Below are 22,886 nucleotides of genomic sequence, written 5' to 3'. Positions count from 1 at the left end.
CCCTATTTTTTCGTATAATCAATTAACGCCTGAGCAATATTGTCTATTCTTAATACATCGGTCACAAAATTTGTTTCGATTACAGATTTAGGCATCCCGTTAATAATTGCCGTCTCTTTTGATTCGGCAATAATAATCGCTTCTCGTTGAGATTCTTTAATCGTTTTTACACCTTCTGCACCGTCCTTACCCATACCTGTTAACACAACAGCAATCTTATGTATGTTCTTGATCTTAGCTACAGAATCAAATAAAATATTTACTGATGGACGATGACCTAATCGCTCTTCTTCTTGAGTTATCTCTATAGATAGTTTAGAGTTAGTCTCTATGACTTTCATATGGTAATTTCCAGGAGCAACATATACAGTTCCTCGACGAATAATCTCTCCATGTTCCGCCTCTTTTACATGAATATTCCCAATTTTATTTAACCTTTCTGCTAATGATTTTGTAAATCCGGCAGGCATATGTTGAACAATTAGGATTGGTGTTGCAAAGTTACTAGGAAGATGCTGAATGACCATATGCAGAGCTCTAGGGCCTCCTGTTGAAGATCCGATAGCTATCAAAGCTTTATCAGGATATGAACCTTTTGGCGGTACTTTATTTGTAATGACCTTTGATGGCTTATTTTGCAGCTTAATTGATCGACTTTTCTTTCCATGTGAAGCTTGGATCACTTTATGAAAAATTTCTTTTTCCTTCGACATCAATTCTTGTTTAATTTTTTGATCCAATTTAATAAAATCGATTGCCCCTTGAGATAAGGCTTGTACAGTTTTTGCCGTTTGAAAAACGGTGTTCTCCGCAATCATCAGTATAGGTACCATGATCGATTGTAAGATGATCTTAACTGGAAGTTCATCCTTTTCTCCTTTAATGTTAACGTCTAACAATACAACATGAGGTTTATCTGTTATGATGCTATTTAATCCATCTGTTAAAGATGTGAACAATTGAATGTTCTTCATTTTTGGATTAGATAGGAGCATTGATTTTAACGCCTTTGCAAAAACCTCTGATCGATCAATTATGACTACATTAATTTCTTGCATTTTCGTTACCTCTCCGTAATAACCGTTTTAATCGTTGAACAAAAGATGAAGATTTCAGTTGATTTATATTATTTTTTTCGTACAAATAATTGTTTACTATTTCTTCCACCGCTATCGACACAGCTGCTCGTTTATCATACAAAATATATGGAGTTTGATTAAGAACGGCTTTATGAACTGTTTTATCATCCGGTAACATCCCCAGCTTAGAAATATTACATTTTAAAAATTTTGAAACCAGTTCAGCAAATCTTTCTAGGACTTGTTCTCCTTCTATTGTACTTTCACATCGATTAATTAAGACGGAAAATGGTACATCAGACTGCTTTAATGTAATATGCTTAATCATGCTGTAAGCGTCCATAATGGCGGTAGGCTCGGTCGTCGTGATTACAAAACATTCATCTGCAGCAAGCACGAATGATAAACTGCTGGGAGTAGCACCGGCACCTAAATCAAAGAGAATATAATCATATTCATATACTGCCTTCTCGTACTCCGAAAAAAAATACTCAAGTTTGTCCTCACCTAAATCCAATAATTTATTTAAGCTAGTCCCACCAGTAATATAAGATAAGTCAAAAGGTCCTAGTTCTATAATATCATGAAGTGGCATAAATTCATTAAATAAATTAGCAATTGAGTACTTTGTCTGATTACCTAACAAAATATCTATATTTCCCATTCCTACATCTAAATCAATTAATAAGACTTTTTTACCTTTTTTTTGTAAGGAAATCGAAAAATTTAAAGCCGTGTTCGATTTCCCTACCCCACCTTTACCACTTACAATGGCGATTGTTTTTGCTTGCTTATTTTCTCGTCCTAAACGTTTACGCAAGCGTTCTGCTTGATCATGCATATTCATACCCACTTATCAATAATTTACTAATAAAATCCTTATCCGGCTTCATTATATCATCAGGTACATCCTGCCCATTTGTTATATAAGCAATGTCTTTATTTTCGCCAATTCCAATATTAAGAATTGAACCAAATGTAGCAGTTTCATCCATTTTAGTAAAGATAACTTTTTCAAAAGCTATTTCCTTAAATTGATTGTAGGTTGATAAAATATCAGATGCTTTAGCAGTCAAAGCTAACACTAAGCATGTTTCCATTTTAAATTGTTCAAAATCAACCAACTGTTGAAGTTCCTTTACATAACGAGGATCTCTAAAGTTTCTTCCAGCTGTATCAACAAAAATTAAGTCGTAATCTGAAAAACTAATTAATGCATTTCTGTAATCTTCTAATGAATACGCAACTTCTACTGGAACATTTAAGATTCTCGCATACGTCTTTAACTGTTCTATTGCTGCGATTCTATATGTATCTGCAGTAATAAAAGCAACTTTTTTCTGCTTTTCCAGCATACTTAGGGCAGCAACCTTAGCTAATGTAGTTGTTTTACCAACACCAGTAGGACCAACGAATTGAATAATCTGTTTTTTATATGATAATCCATCAAGAGAAAGATGTTCTAAACTGCGCTTGAGCTCGATTTTTAATTGCCGAACAATTTTTTCTTTACTTATCTCATCCGGGTGCAATTCTTTCTCTATGCCTTTAATAATCTTCAGTGCAATTTGCTCATTGACATCCTGATCCAATAGATACATATATGCATGTTCAAGCATAGGCGGAAAGTTATTTTTAGATTGAAATGATTGTGTCTCAAGCAGATGTTGAAGCTGTTTTATTTCTTCTAAGACAATTTTATTTTCTGTCATTTTATTTATATTCTGAACCGTATGATCAATAACTGGTTTTGTTGACTGATTTGTTTTACGTATGGTCGGTTCCTCATCTAATGCTGCGATAACTTCGATACTTTTCTTTTGAAACAATCCGAAAATACCACCAGATTTTTTTTCTTTACTGTTTAATATAACTGCATTAGAGCCTAATTCTTTTCTAATTTTATTCATCGCTTCCGGCATGTTTTTAGCAATAAACTTTTTTACTTTCATGCTACATTCACCACCCCGACACTTTGTACTTGTACATTTGGCTCTAATTCATTATAAGATAATACGGTAATATTCGATAAAGAGCGGTCTAATAGTTGCTTTACATACATCCGAATTGTTGGTGAACATAAAAGAACAATATTTTCGTGTTGTATCATAGCTTTTTCAACTTCTTGATAAACATTTTTGATAATCTGCTCTTGGTTATGCGGATCTAAAGCTAAATAATTACCATGCTCTGTTTGTTGAACACCACTAGTTATAATATTTTCTATTTCATTAGACAAAGTGATCACTTTCAATGAATTACTATCTCCTACAAATTGTTTGGTTATTTGGATAGATAAAGCTTGTCTCACATACTCGGCCAACAAGTCAGTATCATTTGTCATTTTTCCGTAATCTGCAAGTGTTTCAAAAATTACTGGTAGATTTCGAATAGAGATATTTTCTTTAAGGAGTTTTCCTAATACCTTTTGAATATCCCCTATTGAGAGAGGATCTGGCGTCACTTCTTCGACTAAGATCGGATATTCTTCTTTTAAATGATCTATTAATTCTTTTGTTTCCTGTCTTCCCAGTAAAACATGTGCATTGCGCTTCATTTCTTCTGTTAAATGGGTTGAAACAACTGATGGTGGATCTACTACAGTATAACCGAACAACTCTGCTTCATCTTTTTTATCTTCACTAATCCATTTTGCTGGTAAACCAAACGCAGGCTCTTTTGTATCAATTCCATCAATATTATCGTCATTTAAGTCAGGAGTCATTGCCATATAATGGTCTAGTAGCAATTCACCCTTAGCCACTTCATTTCCCTTGATTTTTAAACAGTATTCATTAGGCTCCAATTGGATATTATCTCTTATTCTAACTACAGGGATCACAACCCCTAATTCAATCGCTAGCTGTCTACGTATCATGACGATTCGATCTAATAAATCTCCACCTTGACTCGTATCCACTAAAGGAATAAGTGCATAACCAAATTCAAATTCAATTGGATCAACATTTAATAAATTAATAACATTTTCGGACCTTTTCATACCTTCACTATCTTCTTGATCCATCTCTTCTTCTGCAATTTCGGGAACATCTTTTGCTTGTTGTAATAAGACATACCCACTTATCGCTAATATTAAAGCAATAGTTGTAGTTAAAAGGAAATTTATTGGCGTTAAACCTAATAAGAAAATTGTTCCCGCTGCTATAAACAAGAGTTTAGGAAATTGGAGTAACTGTCCAGTAACATCAGTACCTAAATTTCCTTCTGTTGTAACACGTGTAACAACAATCCCTGTTGCTGTAGCAATTAATAAGGCAGGTATTTGACTCACTAAACCGTCTCCCACCGTTAAGCGCATAAATGTATTAATCGCTTCTTGGAAAGTCATATCCATTTGTACCATCCCAATAATGAGTCCAAATAAAATATTTATAAGAACAATAATTATTCCTGCGATGGCATCTCCTTTAACAAACTTTGATGCTCCATCCATAGCGCCATGAAAATCAGCTTCATTTTCTACCTTTTCTCTTCTTTCTCTAGCCTCTTGTTCAGAAATCAATCCAGCATTTAAGTCTGCATCGATACTCATCTGTTTTCCTGGCATTGCATCCAATGTAAAGCGCGCAGAAACCTCTGACACTCGTTCTGCTCCTTTCGTAATAACGATATATTGAATGATTACAAGAATGATAAATACGACAAATCCTACTAATGGATTGTTTCCAATAACAAAGGAACCAAATGTGTCAACTACTCCACCAGCTTCCGCTTTCGATAGGATCGATCTTGTAGTAGAAACGTTTAAGCCGAGTCGAAATAGTGTTAATAAGAGTAATAATGAAGGAAAAATAGAAAACTGTAACGCCTCTTGAGTATTCATAGACACTAATATTACAAGTAACGCTAGCGAAATATTACATAAAATAAGCACACTTAACAGCCATCCTGGTAAAGGGATAACTAACATTATTATGATTAAAATAACTGCTAATAGGACGGATAAATCTCTTATTTTCATTCATATTCCCCTAACTAATTAACCTTTTTTTCAAGTTTATATACAAATGCTAAAATTTCTGCAACTGCTTGATAGAATTGCTCTGGAATTACCTCATTAATATCAACCAAACTGTACAGTGATTGGGCTAATGGTTTGTTTTCTACCGTCATTACATCATTTTCTTTTGCGATTTCTTTAATTTTCAGGGCAGTTTTGTCTGTTCCTTTTGCTACAACTATCGGTGCTGCAGCTACTGTTTCATCATATTTAATCGCTATCGCATAATGGGTAGGGTTAGTAATAACTACATCAGCTTTTGGGACTTCCTCCATCATTCTCTGCATTGCAATCTGTCTTTGTTTTTCTCTTAACTTTGACTTAATAAGCGGATCTCCCTCGATATTTTTATGTTCATCCTTTATATCTTGTTTCGACATCCGAATATTCTTTTCAAAATCATACTTCTGATACATATAGTCAAGTACAGCTAAAAATAAAAGAGCAATTGTAGCCGCAATCCCCATTGTAATCGTCACTCGTCCAAAAAAAGCTACTGCATTAATTGGATTTTTTAAAGCAAGCATCATCATTTCATCTTTAAATATCCAAATTACTGCGAAAGTAATACTACCTATTAAAGCAATTTTTAAAAATGATTTTAATAATTCAACTAGTGCTCTAATCGAAAAAATTCTTTTTGCACCTTTTATCGGGTCTATTTTTTTTAAGTCAAATTTTAAAGGTTCTGTTGTAAATAAAAAACCTACCTGCAGTAAATTTGCTGCAATTGATATGATAAATGCGATGATCATTATCGGTGCAACAATCATTGCAAATTGTATTATGACTTCTTTTAACAACTTCATTATCGATTGTTCGGTGATATCCCAATGAATATATTCACTAAAAGAAGATGTATAAAGAGAAATCATGTGTTCCTTCATAAAGGAACCTAAAACAGTTAGTGTTATAAAAGAAAATAGTAAAAGTAATGCAGTGTTTATATCCTGACTTTTAGCAACGCGACCTTTTTTTCTTTCATCTTCTCGTTTTTTCGGAGTAGCCTTTTCAGTTTTTTCACCTGCAAAAAACTGGAGATCTAAATTCAAATGCATATTAGCCACCTCCGAGAATGAGCATTAAATCACGCATTGTTTCAAACATAGTTTCAAATAAAAGTTTAGTGAGCATAACATAGATTGACATAAAAAAAAGTAGGACCGAAAAGCTTACAGCAATTTTTAATGGCAGCCCTACTACAAAAACATTCAGCTGCGGCACAGTCCTTGCAATAATTCCTAACGCTACATCGACTAGAAATAAGCAACCAACTAATGGAATGGACATTTGAAACGCAATTAAAAACATCTTGTTGAATGTACGAATAATAAATTCACTGAAGACGTCGTTAAATGTTAAAAACCGATCGAGCGGAATAAAATGATAACTATTTATAATTCCATCTATTAATAAATAATGCCCATTAACCGATAATAAAAAAAGAAGGGCAAAAATATAAAAATACTGTCCAATTAACGGACTTTGAGCACCTGTCTGTGGATCAATCACATTTGCCACAGCAAAACCCATTTGAAAATCAATAAATCCACCAGCAATTTGAACTGCCGCAATAATAATATAAGCTATTAATCCTATTAACAACCCGACAATTACCTCTTTGATCAAGAGAAAGAAAAAAAGGTGATCAATCTCGAGAAATAAATTATCCATCGTCGTTACAATAACGAGACTTAAGAAAAAGCTGAATCCAATCTTGAACATCGTTGGTATTGTACGATACGAAAATAATGGTAATGTAATAAAAAATGACAATACTCTAGCAAACACTAACAAAAATGTTGGAATATATGATAATTCAATTATATTTAACATGACTTACCCTACAAATAGATTAATATTCTGATATAAATCAGTAGTAAATTCAACGAGTTTTGAAAGCATCCAAGGCCCAAAAAACACAATTCCAACGAGAACAGCAATGATTTTTGGAATAAACGCTAATGTTTGTTCCTGTATTTGTGTTGTCGCTTGAAATATGCTGACAAGTAATCCTACAGCAAGAGCAAGTAATAATATGGGACCAGCAACTAATAAGATTGTATAAATACCTCTTTCTGCAAGTGTTAATACAAGTTCATTACTCAAGCGAAAACACCTTCTTTATCTTTTTAAAAACCTTGCAACAAGGAATGGGTAATTAAATACCATCCATCGACTAAAATAAACAATAATATTTTAAATGGTAATGAGATCATTACCGGCGGTAGCATCATCATCCCCATAGACATGAGAACACTAGCGACTGCCATATCAATAATTAAAAATGGAATAAAAATCATAAATCCCATTTGAAATGCGGTTTTCAATTCACTAATAGCAAAGGCTGGCACCAATGCTGTTAATGGGATATCTTGCACTGATTGCGGTGCATCTTGATTTGTATAATTCAAAAATAAAGCTAAATCTTTTTGTCGTGTATGTTGAGACATAAATTCTTTTATCGGTAAACTTGCACTTTCATAAGCTTCGTCTAACGTCATTTCTTCCTCAAATAATGGCTGAAGTGCTTCTGAGTAAATTTCATTAAAGGTAGGAGCCATTATAAAGAATGTTAAAAACAAAGCAAGTCCTATAAGCACTTGATTAGGCGGCATTTGTTGAGTTGCAAGCGATGTTCTTACAAACGATAATACAATAATAATCCTAGTAAAACTTGTCATTAATATTAAAATGCCTGGTGCAATTGAGAGTACCGTTAATAATAAAATTAATTTTACAGAAGTAGAGATGGCAGAAGGATCAGAACTTGAAAAAATATTTATTAAATCATCCATGTTCAATCATCCTTCTCTCTATACTTATCAATCATCGTTGTTCGATTTTCTTTTAACTTATTCAATTCATGTTGAAGGGAAGCGGTAAAGTTTGCATTTTCTTTTGCTGCCATATCTTCAGTTGATGAAGAATTATTTTTTTTAAATACATTCTGCAGGAAAGATACCGTCTCATTTTCTTTTTCTTGCTGTTGAAATAAAGTATCTTTTATTTCTTCATCTGTTAATTCTTGCAACATTTCTACATTATCTCCAACACCAATAATATAAACTTTGTCTCCGATGCGAACTAGTTGAATTGATTTATTTTGTCCAACAGATATTCCGCCTAGATTATCTAACACATTATTATTCATATGAAGTTTATTCCGCTTTTTTATAATAGTTAAAATAAAATAAATTAATGCTAAAACAAGAAGTAAGGCAAAAATCATTTTTACAAAATTAAAAACTATCGAAGGAGAATTTGTACTTTCAACCACAGCATCGTCTTCATTTTCCTGTATATTATCTAGCTGTTGCTGATCAAACTCTTCTAAGCAGTCTTTACCAGTTTCTAAACATTCCTTTACATTTGTTTCTGCATAAATTTGCATTAAATTTGTATTAAATAAATAAAGACAAAATAAACAAGAAAAAATGATGCATAATTTTCTTCCCATTCTGCTCACTCACTTCTAAGCTAACGCTTTGGATACTGCTTCGATCACCCGATCTGCTTGGAATGGTTTAACAATAAAATCTTTTGCTCCTGCTTGAATCGCATCGATTACCATAGCTTGTTGTCCCATCGCTGAACACATAATTATGGTTGCATCAGGATTAATTGCTTTAATTTCTTTTAATGCAGTAATTCCATCTTTTTCAGGCATCGTAATATCCATTGTTACTAAGTCTGGATTTAGTTCTTGATATTTCTCTACTGCTACATCACCATTTTCGGCTTCCCCAACAACGTTATATCCGTTTTTAACTAAAATATCTTTAATCATCATTCTCATAAAAGCTGCATCATCAACAATTAACACACTTTGTGCCATCTAATATCACCTCATATAATTAGTTAAGTTTCATTAAACGATCTCTTTGGCTTACGATATCAGTAACTCTTACACCAAAATTTTCGTCGATTACTACAACTTCACCTTTTGCGATTAGTTTGTTATTTACTAATACATCGACAGGTTCACCTGCTAATTTATCTAGTTCTAAGACAGACCCAGGAGATAAATCAAGAATATCTTCTACTGTTTGCTTTGTTCTCCCAAGTTCTACGGTTACTTTTAATGGAATATCAAGTAACATATCCAAATTTCTTTGATTATGCTGTGATAAGTCAACTGTTTCAAATTCCGAAAATGATGCTGACTGAATTGTAGAGTCATGACTTACTTGACTACCAATATGTTGAGATGTAGCATGATCAGTTTGAGCAGGCTGTCTTTCCGGATTTGCATTAGCTTGAACTTCAGGTTTAACCTGTTTTTGTTCTTGTATTTGCTCTGGAGCAATTGTAGCTGCTACTTCTTCTACCTCTTCAGGTTCCAATAATTGATTCACTAAAACTTTTGCAAAATCTAATGGGATTAGCTGCATAATATTAGAATCAATTAACTCTCCTATTTTTAATTGAAAAGAAACTCGAACAAATACATCCCCATCAATTTTCCCATGTACTTCTTCTAATTTATCAATATCTTCATATTCTACTAGTGGTGGTGATATATCAACACGCTTATTAAATACTGTTGACATACTGGTTGCAGAAGCACCCATCATTTGATTCATTGCTTCTTGAACTGCACTTAGTTCAATTTCTGTGAGTTCTTCTTTTGGAGTTAATCCGTCTCCACCGAGCATAATATCGGAAATAATCGCCGCATCTTGTGCTTTAATCAGAAAAATATTTTCACCGTCAAATCCATCACTATAATCTACTTGTAAGCTAATATGCTCGTAAGGAAAAACCTCTGTTATCCCAGTTTTCTTAACAATTGAAACAGAAGGTGTTGTGATTTCAACTTTCTGATTTAATAATGTCGATAACGTAGTAGCAGAACTACCTAATGATATATTCCCAATTTCTCCAAGTGTATCTTTTTCAAGTGGAGTTAAATAAGCGTCTGAGTGAGTCTGATCGGCTTCCTCTTCCTCGATATCATCTGTTATATTTAATAGTGCATCAATTTCATCTTGTGATAACATACCGTCATCCATCATAATAACTCCCCTCCTTAATTTCTTCTAAAACTTGAACAGCAATTTTTTTATTTACTTTTCCAGCTTGAACAAGCATTTTAGGCTTATCATTAACTACAAGCTGAAGTGGCTCATCAATCGATTGGTTTAATTTAATAACATCATTAGGTTTTAAATTTAAAAGTTGGTCGACAGTAATAGATGTATTCCCTAATAAAGTTTTTGCATCAACCTTCACTTGCTTAATATGACGAGTGATTTGATTGTACGTTTCTGGATCTCTATCTTTCGTCGTTTCCATCCAATAATGGACGGATAATTTTGGTATAATCGGCTCTAATACAATATGTGGAATACAAATATTAATCATTCCACTAACATCACCTATTTGGGTCGTTAATGATACAACAACTACTGTCTCGTTAGGAGATACCATTTGTAAAAACTGTGGATTCACTTCAAAATCTTCTAAAACAGGATTAATATCCACAATCGTACTCCAAGCTTCTTCTAAGTTTACAATCGATTTCTCAAATAATTGTGACATAATAATTGTCTCAATTTCTGTTAAACTATCAACCTGCTTATTACTCTTACCCTTTCCTCCTAAAACACGATCCATCATACTATATGCGATATTTGGATTAACTTCCATTAATACTCTTCCCTCTAACGGTTCAAAGCTATAAACGTTTAATATCGTGATATTCGGAATAGACCGAATGAACTCTTCATAAGGTATCTGATCTACAGAGGCAACAGAGATATTAACATATGTACGTAATTGTGCAGAAAAGAATGTTGTCAGAAGTCGTGCATAATTCTCATGAACCCGAGAAATGCTCCGAATCTGATCTTTAGAAAATCGTAACGCTCGTTTAAAATCATAAACACGAACTTTTTGTTCATTTTCTTCCTTTTTAAGTTCTTCTGCATCCATTTCGCCAGATGTAATTGCGGATAATAAAGCGTCTATTTCATTCTGTGATAGTATCTCTTCTGGCAAAAAAATCACCTCCTATAGGAGTAATCGTACTACTGTAAAATTTTACTAACGGTATATACATCAGTGATTGTTCCATCTGTCATCACTTCGTTTAATTTTGTTTGTATGGTAGATTCTAATTCAGTTAAATTAGATTTAAACGATTCTTCCTCCATTAATGATAATTCTTTTATTAAAATATTTTTTGTTTGAAATTCTCTTTTTTCTAATTCTTTTAATCCTTGTTTTCCGTCCGTGATGATTTGAAACTGAATGCGAACAAATTTGCCATCTTCCAAATCTGTAGTAACCTCAGGTGTCTCATAGGAATAGGCATTTATATCATCAATTGAACGACTTTCTCCTTTTGTACTCTCTCCACCAATATTAATAAAAACGATAAGTCCTGCAATTACAGCAACCATTAGTACAGTAAAAGATATTATCATTGTTTTCACTAAGCTGTTCATTCTTTCACCCACTCTTTATTCGTTCCAAATAATCCAATTGTTTGGTAATACTCGGTTATTTTATGTAACACTTCAGAAGCTTCAGATTTAACGACGATTTTTTTTCCATTAGTTAACGTAATCGTCGTATCAGGCAATGACTGAATTTGCTCAATCATAAAAGCATTTAACAAAAATGTTTCCCCATTTAATCTTTTCAGTTCAATCATTATTGGCGGGGATGTTAATGAACATCCCCTACCTCCTTATTATCGTTTTAAGTTTACTAGTTCTTGTAAAATTTCATCAGATGTCGTGATAATTCTCGTATTTGCTTGGAAACCACGCTGAGAAACGATCATTTCAGTGAATTCTTCAGCAAGATCTACGTTGGACATTTCTAATGCTTTTTCAATAATTTTACCCACGCCGTCTTGATCCGGAACAGCTAAGCCAGTGAATCCAGCATTTCCTGTCATCAAGTATAGATTACTTCCTACTTTTTCAAGCCCAGCCGGGTTTGAAAAATTTGCAAGTAAAATTTGACCTGCAACTTTAGGTTCTCCGTCTTCATCAATGTAATTAATCGTACCATCTGGGGCGATACTATAACTTTGAGCAGTTGGTGGAATGTTTAACCTTCCTTCCGTTTCACCTATTTCGGTACCGTCTTCAGTTGGTTGTAATCCTTGTAAATAATATCCATCAGTATTAACAATGTTTCCATCATTATCAAAATAGAAGTTACCTGCACGAGTATAATAACTTGTATCACCTTGTTGGACTAGAAACATTCCATTACCTTCAATAGCAAAATCCAACCCTATGCCTGTTGATTGACGGAAACCTTGTGTATGGACATTGTCAATCGAACCGACTTGTGAACCAAGACCGACTTGCATTGGATTAACTCCTCCACGGTTGGCAGTTGCTCCTTGTGCCCCTCTAGTTGTCTGAGACATCATATCCTGAAATGTTACACGGCCCTTCTTAAATCCTAATGTATTTACGTTAGCAATATTATTTCCAATCACATCTAACTTTGTTTGAAATCCTCGCATTCCTGAAATTCCTGAATACATTGAACGTAACATTATTTTTCCCCCTTATATTAGCAACTACATCAATCAGTCAGTAGTTGTTTAAGCTTCCCTATATGGGTCCAGCTTATATTAAAATAGTTCCGTTTATATTGGTAAATATTTTATCAGTAGCCGTTTTACTATCCACTGCAGTAACAACAATATTGTTTTTTGTGTTTACAACAAGAGCGACATCTTCTAGAACAACGAGCGCATCTGTTACTCCTTTACCTTTTGCTTCATTCATTTTTTCACTAATTTGATTCCATTTTTCATTGCTTATATAAATATTTCTTTCATGTAATCTACTTTTCGCATGATTACTTAATTTCACTTCGGACACAGACGATAACACTTGTTTAAACGAAGTGTTAGCTTTAGGAGCTTTCTTTATGATCGCTTCTTTAGGAAAATGATGATGAAGCGGATGAACATAATTATTCATCTGGTGTTTCCTCTTTTTTTGGATCATTTACCTTCATTACACCGTCTGCATAAACTTCTTCCCCATTTTCTAATTCTAAGATTGCCCATCCATCTTTTTGACTAACTGCAATGACAGTACTTGTAACAATCTTTTTTTCACCTGTTTCTTCATCTTCCATTTGATAAGTAACTTCTTTTCCAATCATATGACTATACTGAATTACTGGAGAAACAAGTTGATTTTCGACTAACATATCTATTGACCTGGCCATATACATCATTTGCTCAAGTTGTGAAAAAGTAGCCATTTGTGCAATAAACTCTTTATCATCCATTGGATTTAATGGATCCTGGTTTTGTAATTGAGTCATCAAAATTTTAATAAACTCATCTTTACCCAAATTTGGATTAGGGGTCCGATCTATTGATTGGTTTGATAAATATAAAGACGGATCAATTTTATTCACTTACTAATTCCTCCTCTGCAAATCGTTGAAACCATGTTTGAAAATCTTCATCCGAATCATCCTGACTGTTCAAATCATCAAGATGTTCGTCGGTTTCCTCATGTTCATTTTCATTTTTTTCTTCATCGGATTCCTTATAAAAAAATTCATCTTCACTAATTAATTCATTTCGTTCAATAACTACTTGGTGAGGAGAAAACATATGTTTCAATTGATGAATATTAGATTCTAACATTTCTCGAGCTACTTGGCTTGAAACAATAATCTTAACAGCCATTTCTCCGTCCACTTGTACAAATCGTACTGTCATATTTCCAAGATTTTCGGGCTGGAGTGTAATGGTTAACTGATTTCTTCCATTAGACGATTTCATAAATTGACTTTCTCGAACAATAGTTTGAAACTTACTAAGTAAATCATCGCTAACTCGTTCTACCCTATCTAATTGCTGAACATGGATCGTATATTGTTGAACTTCTGTTAGCGGAACCGCTTGTGAATATCGAGTTGGTATAATAGGTTCAGGCTGCTCCTCAACGTCATCTGAATATCTTTCTATCGCATTTTGCAACCATTGACTAACCATTGATTTATTAATACTTGAATCAGATGTATATATGTTTTGTTGTGCAAAGAAATTTCTTTTTTCAATTGTGTTAAGCAAATGTTTCCAAATAGCAGATTCTTTTTCTGTTAATTCATTTTTCAAAACACTCTCTACTTCTTCTTCAGTTAAATGCCCTTTTGAAGAGTTCCATTCTTCAATAATTATTAGAAGGCGGTTTACTAATTTACTAGTTGGAGTGGATAAAGACTCAGCTACTGCTTTTAGAAATACTGAAACTTCACTAGCTATGTCTTTAATCTGTTGGAAGTGAGGCGTTGAATTCTCCATTTCTTTGCTTTGACTATGATCGAGTTCAACATCCTTGTTTTCCTCTTCCAGTATTTCATCATTAACCGATACATTTATCTGATTGTCATGTAGTAAAGTAAGAACAGTTGAAATGTCAAGACTAGTTTCTGCCTTATCAGAATCATTTAACCCATATGACATATCTTCATCTTTAATATCCTCTTGAAAAAGATTTCCTTCCATTAAAGAATCATCAACAACCGTTTCTTCACCAGTATGATCATTTTCACTAGAAACATAATCATTATTTGCTTCTACTAATAGTGAGCTAAAGCTATTTTGTCCATCTTTTTCTACTGGATCTATGACTATAGTTGATTCGGTTGAAGATTTCGCTGTAATTGGTGCATTTACCATTACATTCATTTTTTCACCCCCTCTCCAAATTCACTATACTAACGATTCATCATTTCTTTTGTTAGTTCAGCAGCTTGCTTCGGTTCCATTTCCGCGAGAATGGCTCCTCGTACATCGCCCGACAAATTTGCTAAAATAGGTACAGCGATGTTTTTATCTAAATTTTGGATGATTGGCGCCGCCTTCTCGGGATCCATTTTACGAAATGAAGCAGCAGTTTGTTTTATTTCTTCTTCTTCTTGTTCAGCTGAAATAACTGTTTCTGCTTCAGATTCCGTTCTATTTTCTAGCCGTTTAATATCCATTTCTAAATCAGCAATTATACCTTCTAAACTATCAATCTCTTTGTTTAAATCTTCAATTTCTTCCCTCTGTGTTACAATTGTTTCATCGGCTTTATTTAGTTTATTCTCCATTTGTTTATCCTCTTTTGATGAAACTAAGGATGAAACGACTGGTATGTTTTTTTCCTTTATCCAATTCTGCACATCCTCTCCTAAAAACGGCAAAGTAAACAATGCGATGCCAATTATTACAACGAAAGGAATAACTATAGCAAAAAAGAACAATAAAATTGGATTACTAGTTTGTTTTTTTTCCTTATTTTTCTTTACCATATTGTCACCTAATTTTGAACATGGTTCGTATATTGTCTAATTGATATTTCGTCCATTTCAATCATTTCTAATTTTTTTTCCGTCTCGAATTGCAATTGTTCTCTCTTTTCTATCATTTTTTCAACCTTTTTCACTTCTACATGTGCTTCTGTTAATTTAAGCTGTTTTAGTTCCATTTCCTTTCTTGCTTGTTGTACCTGCTGCTGTAACGCAACTATTTTTTTATTTAGTGTATCAATATATACTGATTGCTCTTTTATAACTGTTATCGTTACCTCAGTCTTCATATATTTCTCTAGTCCAAGTTCAGCTTGTTCCTTTGTTTTAAGCGCATGGTAAAGCTTCTTTGCAGCTTTCTCAAAGTAGTCAACTGCCTTTAACTGTTCCATTTGTGCATCCTGTTTTTCTTGTTCTCGAACATGTAATATTTTGTGTAATACTGCTGTTTGAGCCATTATGAACCCCCACCAGAAAGTAATATTTTCTGCATTTTATCCACTGATTCATGAAATTTTTCTGTCTCTGTAGTTCCTTGCCTTAAAAATTCTTGAATGATTGGGTAATAGACAATTGATTCATCAATATTAGTATTTGTGCCATGTTTATATGCACCAATATTTATCAATTCACTATTTTCTTCATAAACTGCCATCAGATTTCTAATACTTTTTGCCGCTGTTAAATGATCTTCATCTACAATCTGGTTCATAACCCTACTTACTGATTTAAGAACGTTGATAGCAGGAAATTGACCTATCTCTGCTAAACTTCTATCCAAAACAAAATGCCCATCCAGAATTCCTCTAACCGCATCAGCGATTGGTTCATTCATATCATCACCATCAACTAAGACTGTGTAAAAAGCGGTGATAGTTCCATATTCATTAGTGCCCGTTCTCTCTAACAGTTTCGGTAAAATCGCGAACACGGAAGGTGTGTATCCTTTTGTGGTCGGAGGTTCACCTATAGCCAGTCCTATTTCACGCTGAGCCATAGCAACACGAGTTACGGAATCCATCATAAGATTTACATTGAGACCAAGATTTCGGAAATACTCACTTATCGCTGTTGCTGTGTACGCCCCTTTCATCCGCATAAGGGCCGGCTGATCCGATGTTGCTACAACGATAACTGACTTTTTAAGTCCTTCTTCTCCAAGGTCATTCTCAATAAATTCCCTGACTTCTCTTCCACGCTCTCCAATTAATGCAATAACATTCACATCTGCTTCACTATTGCGAGCTATCATACCTAAAAGAGTACTTTTCCCAACTCCACTTCCGGCAAATATTCCGACTCTTTGTCCTTTTCCTACTGTTAAAAGTGCATCAATAGCCTTTACGCCTACTTGGATTGGTTCATCAATAGGTGGACGTATCATTGGATTAGGGGGTGCTTGATCGGTCGCAACTTTTTTTAAGCCTTTTGGTAAATTTGTTTGATCCAGTTTATTACCTAATGCATCAACAGTGTGCCCAATCAGACTGCGTCCTACTTTGATTGTTAAAGGTTTACGTGTAGATTCCACGAGACAACCCGGACCAATTTCGTTCACTTCTGTGTATGGCATTAAAATTACTTTTTCATTATTAAAGCCGACTACTTCTGATAAAATGGGTTGTTGTAATGGAGTATCAGAATGGATTAAGCAAACTTCCCCAATATTAGCTGCTGGTCCGAGTGATTCAATCATTAATCCAACGATCCGTATTACTTTTCCATATCTTTTATATGTATCAGCTTGTTCAATTACAGTTGTTAAAGCCTGTATATCCATTATAGTTTCTCCGATATTTTTTCTTCTAACGCAAGTCGGATCTGCTGTAACTGAGAATCAATGCCGACATCCATTTGACCAAATGGATGTTTGATCGTACAATCTCCTGAATTTAACTGCTGATCCATATAAATGGAGAGTAATTCTCCATCTTCTAGTAATTGTTCCAGTTCTTCTTTTTGCTTAAGAATAAATTGGTAATCTTCAGGGTGAACGTAAATCGTTACCTGTGATTTGTCTTTTAAATCTTCAATTGCCTCCCGAACCATACTTGTAAAATTTTCTGGTTTTTTATCAATCTTTTTTCTAATAATTTTCTCCGCAGCTGAAATAGCTAATTGAATGATCGTTAATTCGTATTTTGCTACCGTACGATGATAATCATTTGTTGCAGATTCTACAATTTTATTCGCTTCTTCTATTTGAGATTGATACGTACTTACAGCCTTTTCTTGCCCTTCATCAAACCCAATCTTATATCCTGTTTGCTTTGCCAGTTCTTGTTCCTTGTTCTTTTGGATTTGCCAATCTCTTTTCTCTTTATCGATTGCCTCTTTAAGATCATGCAAAAGTTTTTCTTTCTGATGCTCCAGTGATGCCAGCTGTCGTTTAGTATTCTCCACTTTCATCTGTAGGGATATATACTTTTCTTCTGCATTTTTATCTGTAGTACTGATTTGTTCTTTTTGCAAAGCTGCGACTTTTTTTAACGAAATCACTTTATGGTTCAATGGGTTTTTTTCATTGATTATTTTAGACAATGATATCGTCTCCTCCACCACGAGCGATGACAATTTCACCAATCTCGTCTAATCTTCTAATTGTCCCAACGATTCTCGTCTGCGCTTCTTCAACATCTTTTAAACGTACTGGTCCCATATACTCCATTTCTTCTTTAAATGTTTCTGCCATTCTTTGAGACATGTTTTTAAAGATAACATCTTTTACTTCATCACTTGCTACCCGTAAAGCTAATCTTAAATCCTCATTTTCTACTTCTCTAATAACACGCTGAATTGCTCGATTATCGAGGATGACTATATCATCAAAAATAAACATACGCTTTTTAATTTCTTCGGCTAATTCTGGATCTTGTACTTCAAGCGCATCTAAAATAGTTCTTTCGGTGCTTCGATCAACTTCATTAAGTACCTCGACAACTGCTTGAATGCCGCCTGTCTGGGTATAATTATCAGTAAGTGAGCTAGAGATATTTTTTTCTAACACCTGTTCAATTTCTGTAATAATATCAGGTGGTGTAGAATCCATCGTTGCAATCCGACTAGCTATATCAGCTTGAACTTCTTCTTCTAATTCCGAAAGAATTTGACCTGCTTGCTCTGGATCCAAGTAAGAAAGTACGAGAGCAATCGTTTGAGGATGCTCCCCTTGAATAAAGTTTAATACTTGATGAGGATCTGCTTTTCTAGCAAAATCAAAAGGTCTTACTTGCAACGAAGAGGTCAAACGGTTAATAATATTCATCGCCTCTTGTTTACCAAACGCCTTTTCTAACACAGTCTTGGCATACCCCACTCCGCCTTGAGAAATATAATCTTGTGCAATAGCAATCTGATGAAATTGTTCAAGTATATCTTCTTTCAGAACACTATCCACTTTTTGTACAGATGAAATCTCTAAGCTTAGTCTTTCAATTTCTTCTTCTGATAAGTGTTTATATACTTCGGCTGATACATCGGGACCTAAGGAGATTAATAGAATGGCAGCTTTTTGTCTTCCACTTAATTGTTTCATCTTTCTAGATATTGTCATCTCCTCCTAGTCTTCAGAAATCCAACTTCTAAGTAACTTTGCAAAATCTTCCGGTTTTTCTTTTGCCATTTTTTCAAGCTGCTCTTTTTGAACATCGCTCTCAGTTCTTGGTTGACTACCTATATCTTCAACTTCAACGTCTTCTAGTGAAGCTGCTAATTCATCTGCCACTTCCTCAGTTTCTTCCGTTCTTCTATTTCTGATTAGAAGCACGATTAACAGAATAATGACTACGAGTAGAATTCCTCCAGCAACATAAACCCATGCCGGAATCATCGGTATCGCGTTACCCGTTTGATTTATATCCTTGCCATTAAATTCTTGAAACACAATAGAAACTTTTTCTTCAGGGTTTATCTCCCCATACTCTTTATCAATCGATGTCATAATCATAGAATTTAAAATGGAGGTAATTCCTTGTTCTACTGTATTTTGTTCCTGTTGAGTTAAATATTGCAGTTCATCGTTTTCAATTCCCCGAACGCTGTCCACTACGACTTGGATACCAAGATCACGTATTTTATATGGTGTTTCTGCAATATCCTTATGAATCCTATTCAATTCATAATTGATTGTATCTTTTACTAGTTCATAGTCTCCGTCTTGCCCTTCAACTAATCCAGGGTAATTAGCTATATCTTCATCACCAGTTCCAGGTACTCCACCTGCTGCTTGATTGCCTTCAAAAGTTTCTGTAATGCTTTCAACACTAACTGGAATACCTTCCATATTGTCAATATCTACTGGTTCTACTAATTCTTCTATTCTTTTTTCATTTGTAAAATCAACATCTGATGTAACAGAGACTACCACGCGATCCATGCCAACCATTACACCTAACATTTGTTGTAATCTTTTTTGAATATCTCGTTCAATGTCTCGCTTAATTCCTTGTTTATCTGAATATTCCTCAACGACTCCATTTCCATTTGCTTGTTCGAAGTATTCAAAGTTTTGGTTCATAATAACAATGTTTTCAGCCGGTAAGTTTGGCACTGCTTTAGATACTAAATGATATAAAGACTCAATTTGATTTCCTTTAAATTCATAACCAAACTGTGTATGTAAAACAATGGATGCACTTGCCTCTTCAACTGAATCACTGACAAAGACAGATTGCTGCGGTAAATTAATCATTACTTGTGCATCTTCAATACCCTCAATACCTTTAATTAGATTCGCTAATTCCGTCTGCATTGCATCTAACTTCATAATATTAAATTCATTATCCGTAATTCCCCAAGATGTATTCTCACTGAAAAAAGAATAATCAATATTTCCACTATGAGGAATTCCTTGTCCAGCTAATTCAACTAATAGTTGCTCACTTTGTTCCTCAGGGACTTTAATAGTTGTTCCTCCGCCTTCTAATTCGTAAGGAATATTTTTGGCATCAAGTTCTTCTTTAATTTGTCCGACCTCTTGAACAGATAAATTCGTATAAAGAGGTACATAATTAGTTGAGGATGTGATAACTGTGATAACAGCTATTAAAACAACTAAAATACTTGATATAGAAATAAAAGCTATTTTTTGCTTTTTTGAACTGTTACTCCATAATAATTTGATTTGCTGTGTAAAACGCTCTAGTTTTTCCCTCATATACTCCCACCGTACTTTATGTAATAAAAAACTATAATTGCTTGAATCAAAATAAAATAATACGGCATCGTATTATACTTGCATCCTCATCATTTCGTTATAAGTGTCGATAACCTTTTGTTGAATCTGTACTGCTGATTCAACCATAATATTTGCTTTCTTTGCAGTAATCATCACATCATGTAAATTATCTATTTTTCCTTGTGCTAATAATTCTGTTTTCTTATTTGAACTATGTTCCGCTTTACTAACCTGATCAATTGCCACTTTTAACGTGTTAGCAAAACTGTACTGACCCTGATTATTTTGTTCCACATTCTGTATCATCTTATCGCTTAATGGTAATGCATTATTAATTGCTTGAATTTGATCACTCAATTTTTCACATCCTCTTCTTATTCATTATCTACCAATTTCTAATGCTTTTAGTAACATGTCTTTCGTGGCATTGATTGAAGTGATATTTGCTTCATAAGATCTAGTAGCACTCATTAAATCCACCATTTCTTTTAATGGATCAACATTTGGAAAATAAACATACCCTTCTTCATTAGCATCTGGGTGTGCGGGATCAAATACGGCTCTAAAAGGTTGTCTATCTTCTATAATGCCAGTAACTTTCACACCTTTAGTACTGCTCTCAGTTCCATATCTTGCTTTATTTAAGAACGACTTGAAGTCATTTGACCCTGGCTGCATAACAACCATTTTACGTCGATATGGTTCAATTTCCCCATTTTCATTTACAGTCGCCCTAGTGGTATTGGCATTTGCGATATTCGAAGATGTGACATCCATACGAAGACGCTCAGCTGTTAATGAACTTGCACTAATGTTTAGCGCATTAAAAATAGACACTATTACCTACCCCCTCTGATTACCGTTTGCATTGTGTTAAACTTTCCATTCAGCCTGTCTACCATGCTTCGATAGTAAATTTGGTTTTTAGCTAGATTCGCCATTTCTTTATCAACATCTACATTGTTACCATTGTGTGAATACATTGTATTATTATTGATGACTGTTTTATAGCCATTGGATAACGTAGAAAATGGCAAATGTTTTGGATGAGTTCTTTTTGCAGAAAGATGATCAATTTCTTCGCTAAGAACATTTTTGAATATTACATCTTTTGATTTATAGTTCGGAGTATCTACGTTAGCTATATTGTTTGAGATCACGTTATTTCGTTCGGTTGAATAGCTTAACGCCTTCTCAATAGAGCTATATGTCTGATCAAATAATCTCATTTTTAATTCTCCTAACTTATTTTCCCTGCAATTTTTTGTCTTTTTTTATCGAATTCACCATTATTTTAGACGAAATTATGCCTAAAGTCTACTATATTCTAAAGAATTATAGGACAAATCCACTAAATTGATTCCAAATAACTAGTTTGACTTCAAAAAATTTACATATTTACTTTTAAAATCATACTTTATGCCTATTAATATTTCAACTAAATCTACGAAATTGTAAACCGGTAATTTTTTATCACTTAAAGAATACCATTGGTTCAAAACATTTTTTATTAGTTCTTTTTTATCAGATTAGATTGCCTACGTCCTAATTTCATGGAATTCTTACTCTATAAACTTCAAATTTTTATATATTGTCGGGATAATAAATCCTTTAACTTCAATCTAAAAGATACATATCTTAAGCATTATCACTTAATCATCTTAGAATCCTATATACATGTAATTAATTTGTAATGCTGTTCTAAGCTCTTTCTTCCAGTTTTCAAATATTCATCTATTACTTTTTAAATGATATAAATCATATCGCATCGTATAGATTGTTTATAAATCCATAAGGCAAACTGACTTCTTTATAAAACATGCATTATTGCTGCGAAAAAATAGAGACATCTTTAAAATTTTTTTCGGAGCTCAATTCAGGAAAGAAGGCTCTTTGTCAAATGTGGTGGTGTATACGAAGTTGCTGAAATGGATAAATTCTTTATAGAAAATTATGTAGTGCACTCCGCAGCTCAAATATGTTTCGCTATCCGTGGGCGAGTGTCGAGCCTCCTCGGGCGTAGCCCTGTGGGGTCTCGCCGATCTCTTTCTTCCCACTGGAGTCTACACATATTTGGGTTGCTAATTATTGTGAATGATCCTACTTGTAAGACATCCTTTTTCATCTACTTCTGTATTTCCGCTTTCTCTTTTTGTTTTTCCTTTTTTTAAATTACAGACCTAATCCTTGTCTCCATAGTATTTTTTTACGTAGTCTTTCGAAGCTTTTAATGTCGTATGACATACGTTTAATCACCATAGCGTAATAAGGAAGACCACCACATTCAGTATAGAGCTGGAAAGAATCTATTTTCAAC

At 33.9% G+C, this 22,886-nt stretch carries 27 protein-coding genes; all 27 read right to left on the bottom strand.

Annotation, left to right across the window (positions count from 1 at the left end):
- Positions 1–2 precede the first annotated feature (2 nt).
- The 27 genes from cheB to flgB all read right to left on the bottom strand — a co-directional run bounded on the left by cheB (position 3) and on the right by flgB (position 21,798).
- The gene (cheB, locus tag SPD48_RS02840; RefSeq protein WP_336256549.1) at positions 3–1,058 is read right to left on the bottom strand and encodes a chemotaxis-specific protein-glutamate methyltransferase CheB; all 1,056 of its coding nucleotides are present in this window, start codon (positions 1,056–1,058) and stop codon (positions 3–5) included.
- Positions 1,045–1,920, bottom strand: coding sequence for a MinD/ParA family protein (locus SPD48_RS02835; RefSeq protein WP_336256548.1), 876 nt, complete (start codon positions 1,918–1,920; stop codon positions 1,045–1,047). Before SPD48_RS02835 ends, cheB begins: the two co-directional genes overlap by 14 nt.
- Positions 1,913–3,031 (bottom strand): flagellar biosynthesis protein FlhF, encoded by a 1,119-nt coding sequence (gene flhF, locus SPD48_RS02830; RefSeq protein ID WP_336256547.1) that lies wholly within the window; start codon positions 3,029–3,031, stop codon positions 1,913–1,915. The genes SPD48_RS02835 and flhF overlap by 8 nt, the downstream gene beginning before the upstream one ends.
- Positions 3,028–5,061 (bottom strand): flagellar biosynthesis protein FlhA, encoded by a 2,034-nt coding sequence (gene flhA, locus SPD48_RS02825; RefSeq protein WP_336256546.1) that lies wholly within the window; start codon positions 5,059–5,061, stop codon positions 3,028–3,030. The genes flhF and flhA overlap by 4 nt, the downstream gene beginning before the upstream one ends.
- A 14-nt stretch (positions 5,062–5,075) precedes the next feature.
- A complete protein-coding gene (gene flhB / locus SPD48_RS02820; protein WP_336256545.1) occupies positions 5,076–6,158 on the bottom strand; it encodes a flagellar biosynthesis protein FlhB in 1,083 nt (360 codons plus the stop codon).
- Position 6,159: 1 nt separating this feature from the next.
- Positions 6,160–6,936, bottom strand: a complete 777-nt coding sequence (gene fliR, locus SPD48_RS02815; RefSeq protein ID WP_336256544.1) for a flagellar biosynthetic protein FliR — start codon at positions 6,934–6,936, stop codon at positions 6,160–6,162.
- A 3-nt stretch (positions 6,937–6,939) separates the two neighbouring features.
- Positions 6,940–7,209 carry a flagellar biosynthesis protein FliQ gene (gene fliQ, locus SPD48_RS02810; RefSeq protein WP_336256543.1) on the bottom strand — a complete coding sequence of 90 codons (270 nt, stop codon included), beginning with the start codon at positions 7,207–7,209 and terminating at the stop codon, positions 6,940–6,942.
- A gap of 23 nt (positions 7,210–7,232) precedes the next feature.
- Complete coding sequence (gene fliP / locus SPD48_RS02805) at positions 7,233–7,898, bottom strand: flagellar type III secretion system pore protein FliP (RefSeq protein ID WP_336256542.1); 666 nt, start codon at positions 7,896–7,898, stop codon at positions 7,233–7,235.
- A 2-nt stretch (positions 7,899–7,900) separates the two neighbouring features.
- Positions 7,901–8,560: a flagellar biosynthetic protein FliO gene (locus SPD48_RS02800; RefSeq protein WP_336256541.1), complete on the bottom strand. Its 660-nt coding sequence runs from the start codon at positions 8,558–8,560 to the stop codon at positions 7,901–7,903.
- A 15-nt stretch (positions 8,561–8,575) separates the two neighbouring features.
- Positions 8,576–8,938: a response regulator gene (locus tag SPD48_RS02795; protein ID WP_336256540.1), complete on the bottom strand. Its 363-nt coding sequence runs from the start codon at positions 8,936–8,938 to the stop codon at positions 8,576–8,578.
- 19 nt (positions 8,939–8,957) lie between these two features.
- Entirely contained in the window at positions 8,958–10,118 is a 1,161-nt protein-coding gene (fliY, locus tag SPD48_RS02790) for a flagellar motor switch phosphatase FliY (protein WP_336256539.1), read from the bottom strand.
- Positions 10,108–11,103, bottom strand: a complete 996-nt coding sequence (gene fliM / locus SPD48_RS02785) for a flagellar motor switch protein FliM (protein WP_336256538.1) — start codon at positions 11,101–11,103, stop codon at positions 10,108–10,110. The genes fliY and fliM overlap by 11 nt, the downstream gene beginning before the upstream one ends.
- 29 nt (positions 11,104–11,132) lie before the next feature.
- Positions 11,133–11,552, bottom strand: coding sequence for a flagellar basal body-associated FliL family protein (locus SPD48_RS02780; RefSeq protein ID WP_336256537.1), 420 nt, complete (start codon positions 11,550–11,552; stop codon positions 11,133–11,135).
- Positions 11,549–11,761 (bottom strand): flagellar FlbD family protein, encoded by a 213-nt coding sequence (locus tag SPD48_RS02775; RefSeq protein WP_336256536.1) that lies wholly within the window; start codon positions 11,759–11,761, stop codon positions 11,549–11,551. The genes SPD48_RS02780 and SPD48_RS02775 overlap by 4 nt, the downstream gene beginning before the upstream one ends.
- A 39-nt stretch (positions 11,762–11,800) precedes the next feature.
- On the bottom strand, positions 11,801–12,625 hold the full coding sequence (gene flgG, locus SPD48_RS02770; RefSeq protein WP_336256535.1) for a flagellar basal body rod protein FlgG: 825 nt from the start codon (positions 12,623–12,625) through the stop codon (positions 11,801–11,803).
- Between the two features lie 73 nt (positions 12,626–12,698).
- Positions 12,699–13,058, bottom strand: a complete 360-nt coding sequence (locus SPD48_RS02765) for a TIGR02530 family flagellar biosynthesis protein (protein ID WP_336256534.1) — start codon at positions 13,056–13,058, stop codon at positions 12,699–12,701.
- Positions 13,051–13,506, bottom strand: coding sequence for a flagellar hook assembly protein FlgD (gene flgD / locus SPD48_RS02760; RefSeq protein ID WP_336256533.1), 456 nt, complete (start codon positions 13,504–13,506; stop codon positions 13,051–13,053). Before flgD ends, SPD48_RS02765 begins: the two co-directional genes overlap by 8 nt.
- Positions 13,499–14,788 carry a flagellar hook-length control protein FliK gene (locus SPD48_RS02755; RefSeq protein ID WP_336256532.1) on the bottom strand — a complete coding sequence of 430 codons (1,290 nt, stop codon included), beginning with the start codon at positions 14,786–14,788 and terminating at the stop codon, positions 13,499–13,501. The genes flgD and SPD48_RS02755 overlap by 8 nt, the downstream gene beginning before the upstream one ends.
- A 29-nt stretch (positions 14,789–14,817) precedes the next feature.
- Positions 14,818–15,396: a MotE family protein gene (locus SPD48_RS02750; protein WP_336256531.1), complete on the bottom strand. Its 579-nt coding sequence runs from the start codon at positions 15,394–15,396 to the stop codon at positions 14,818–14,820.
- An 8-nt stretch (positions 15,397–15,404) separates the two neighbouring features.
- Complete coding sequence (fliJ, locus tag SPD48_RS02745; protein WP_336256530.1) at positions 15,405–15,851, bottom strand: flagellar export protein FliJ; 447 nt, start codon at positions 15,849–15,851, stop codon at positions 15,405–15,407.
- Complete coding sequence (gene fliI, locus SPD48_RS02740) at positions 15,851–17,173, bottom strand: flagellar protein export ATPase FliI (RefSeq protein WP_336256529.1); 1,323 nt, start codon at positions 17,171–17,173, stop codon at positions 15,851–15,853. Before fliI ends, fliJ begins: the two co-directional genes overlap by 1 nt.
- On the bottom strand, positions 17,173–17,934 hold the full coding sequence (gene fliH / locus SPD48_RS02735; protein ID WP_336256528.1) for a flagellar assembly protein FliH: 762 nt from the start codon (positions 17,932–17,934) through the stop codon (positions 17,173–17,175). Before fliH ends, fliI begins: the two co-directional genes overlap by 1 nt.
- Positions 17,927–18,946: a flagellar motor switch protein FliG gene (fliG, locus tag SPD48_RS02730; RefSeq protein ID WP_442962098.1), complete on the bottom strand. Its 1,020-nt coding sequence runs from the start codon at positions 18,944–18,946 to the stop codon at positions 17,927–17,929. Before fliG ends, fliH begins: the two co-directional genes overlap by 8 nt.
- A 6-nt stretch (positions 18,947–18,952) precedes the next feature.
- The gene (gene fliF / locus SPD48_RS02725) at positions 18,953–20,548 is read right to left on the bottom strand and encodes a flagellar basal-body MS-ring/collar protein FliF (protein WP_336256527.1); all 1,596 of its coding nucleotides are present in this window, start codon (positions 20,546–20,548) and stop codon (positions 18,953–18,955) included.
- Between the two features lie 72 nt (positions 20,549–20,620).
- Positions 20,621–20,926, bottom strand: coding sequence for a flagellar hook-basal body complex protein FliE (gene fliE / locus SPD48_RS02720; protein WP_336256526.1), 306 nt, complete (start codon positions 20,924–20,926; stop codon positions 20,621–20,623).
- Positions 20,927–20,950: 24 nt separating this feature from the next.
- The gene (gene flgC / locus SPD48_RS02715) at positions 20,951–21,406 is read right to left on the bottom strand and encodes a flagellar basal body rod protein FlgC (RefSeq protein WP_336256525.1); all 456 of its coding nucleotides are present in this window, start codon (positions 21,404–21,406) and stop codon (positions 20,951–20,953) included.
- A 2-nt stretch (positions 21,407–21,408) separates the two neighbouring features.
- On the bottom strand, positions 21,409–21,798 hold the full coding sequence (gene flgB, locus SPD48_RS02710; RefSeq protein ID WP_336256524.1) for a flagellar basal body rod protein FlgB: 390 nt from the start codon (positions 21,796–21,798) through the stop codon (positions 21,409–21,411).
- Between the last annotated feature and the right edge of the window lie 1,088 nt (positions 21,799–22,886).

Source organism: Pseudogracilibacillus sp. SE30717A (assembly GCF_037071985.1).
GTDB lineage: Bacteria > Bacillota > Bacilli > Bacillales > Amphibacillaceae > Pseudogracilibacillus.
The sequence above is the reverse complement of the archived record's forward strand: the minus strand, read 5'-3'. Positions and strand labels throughout refer to the sequence as shown.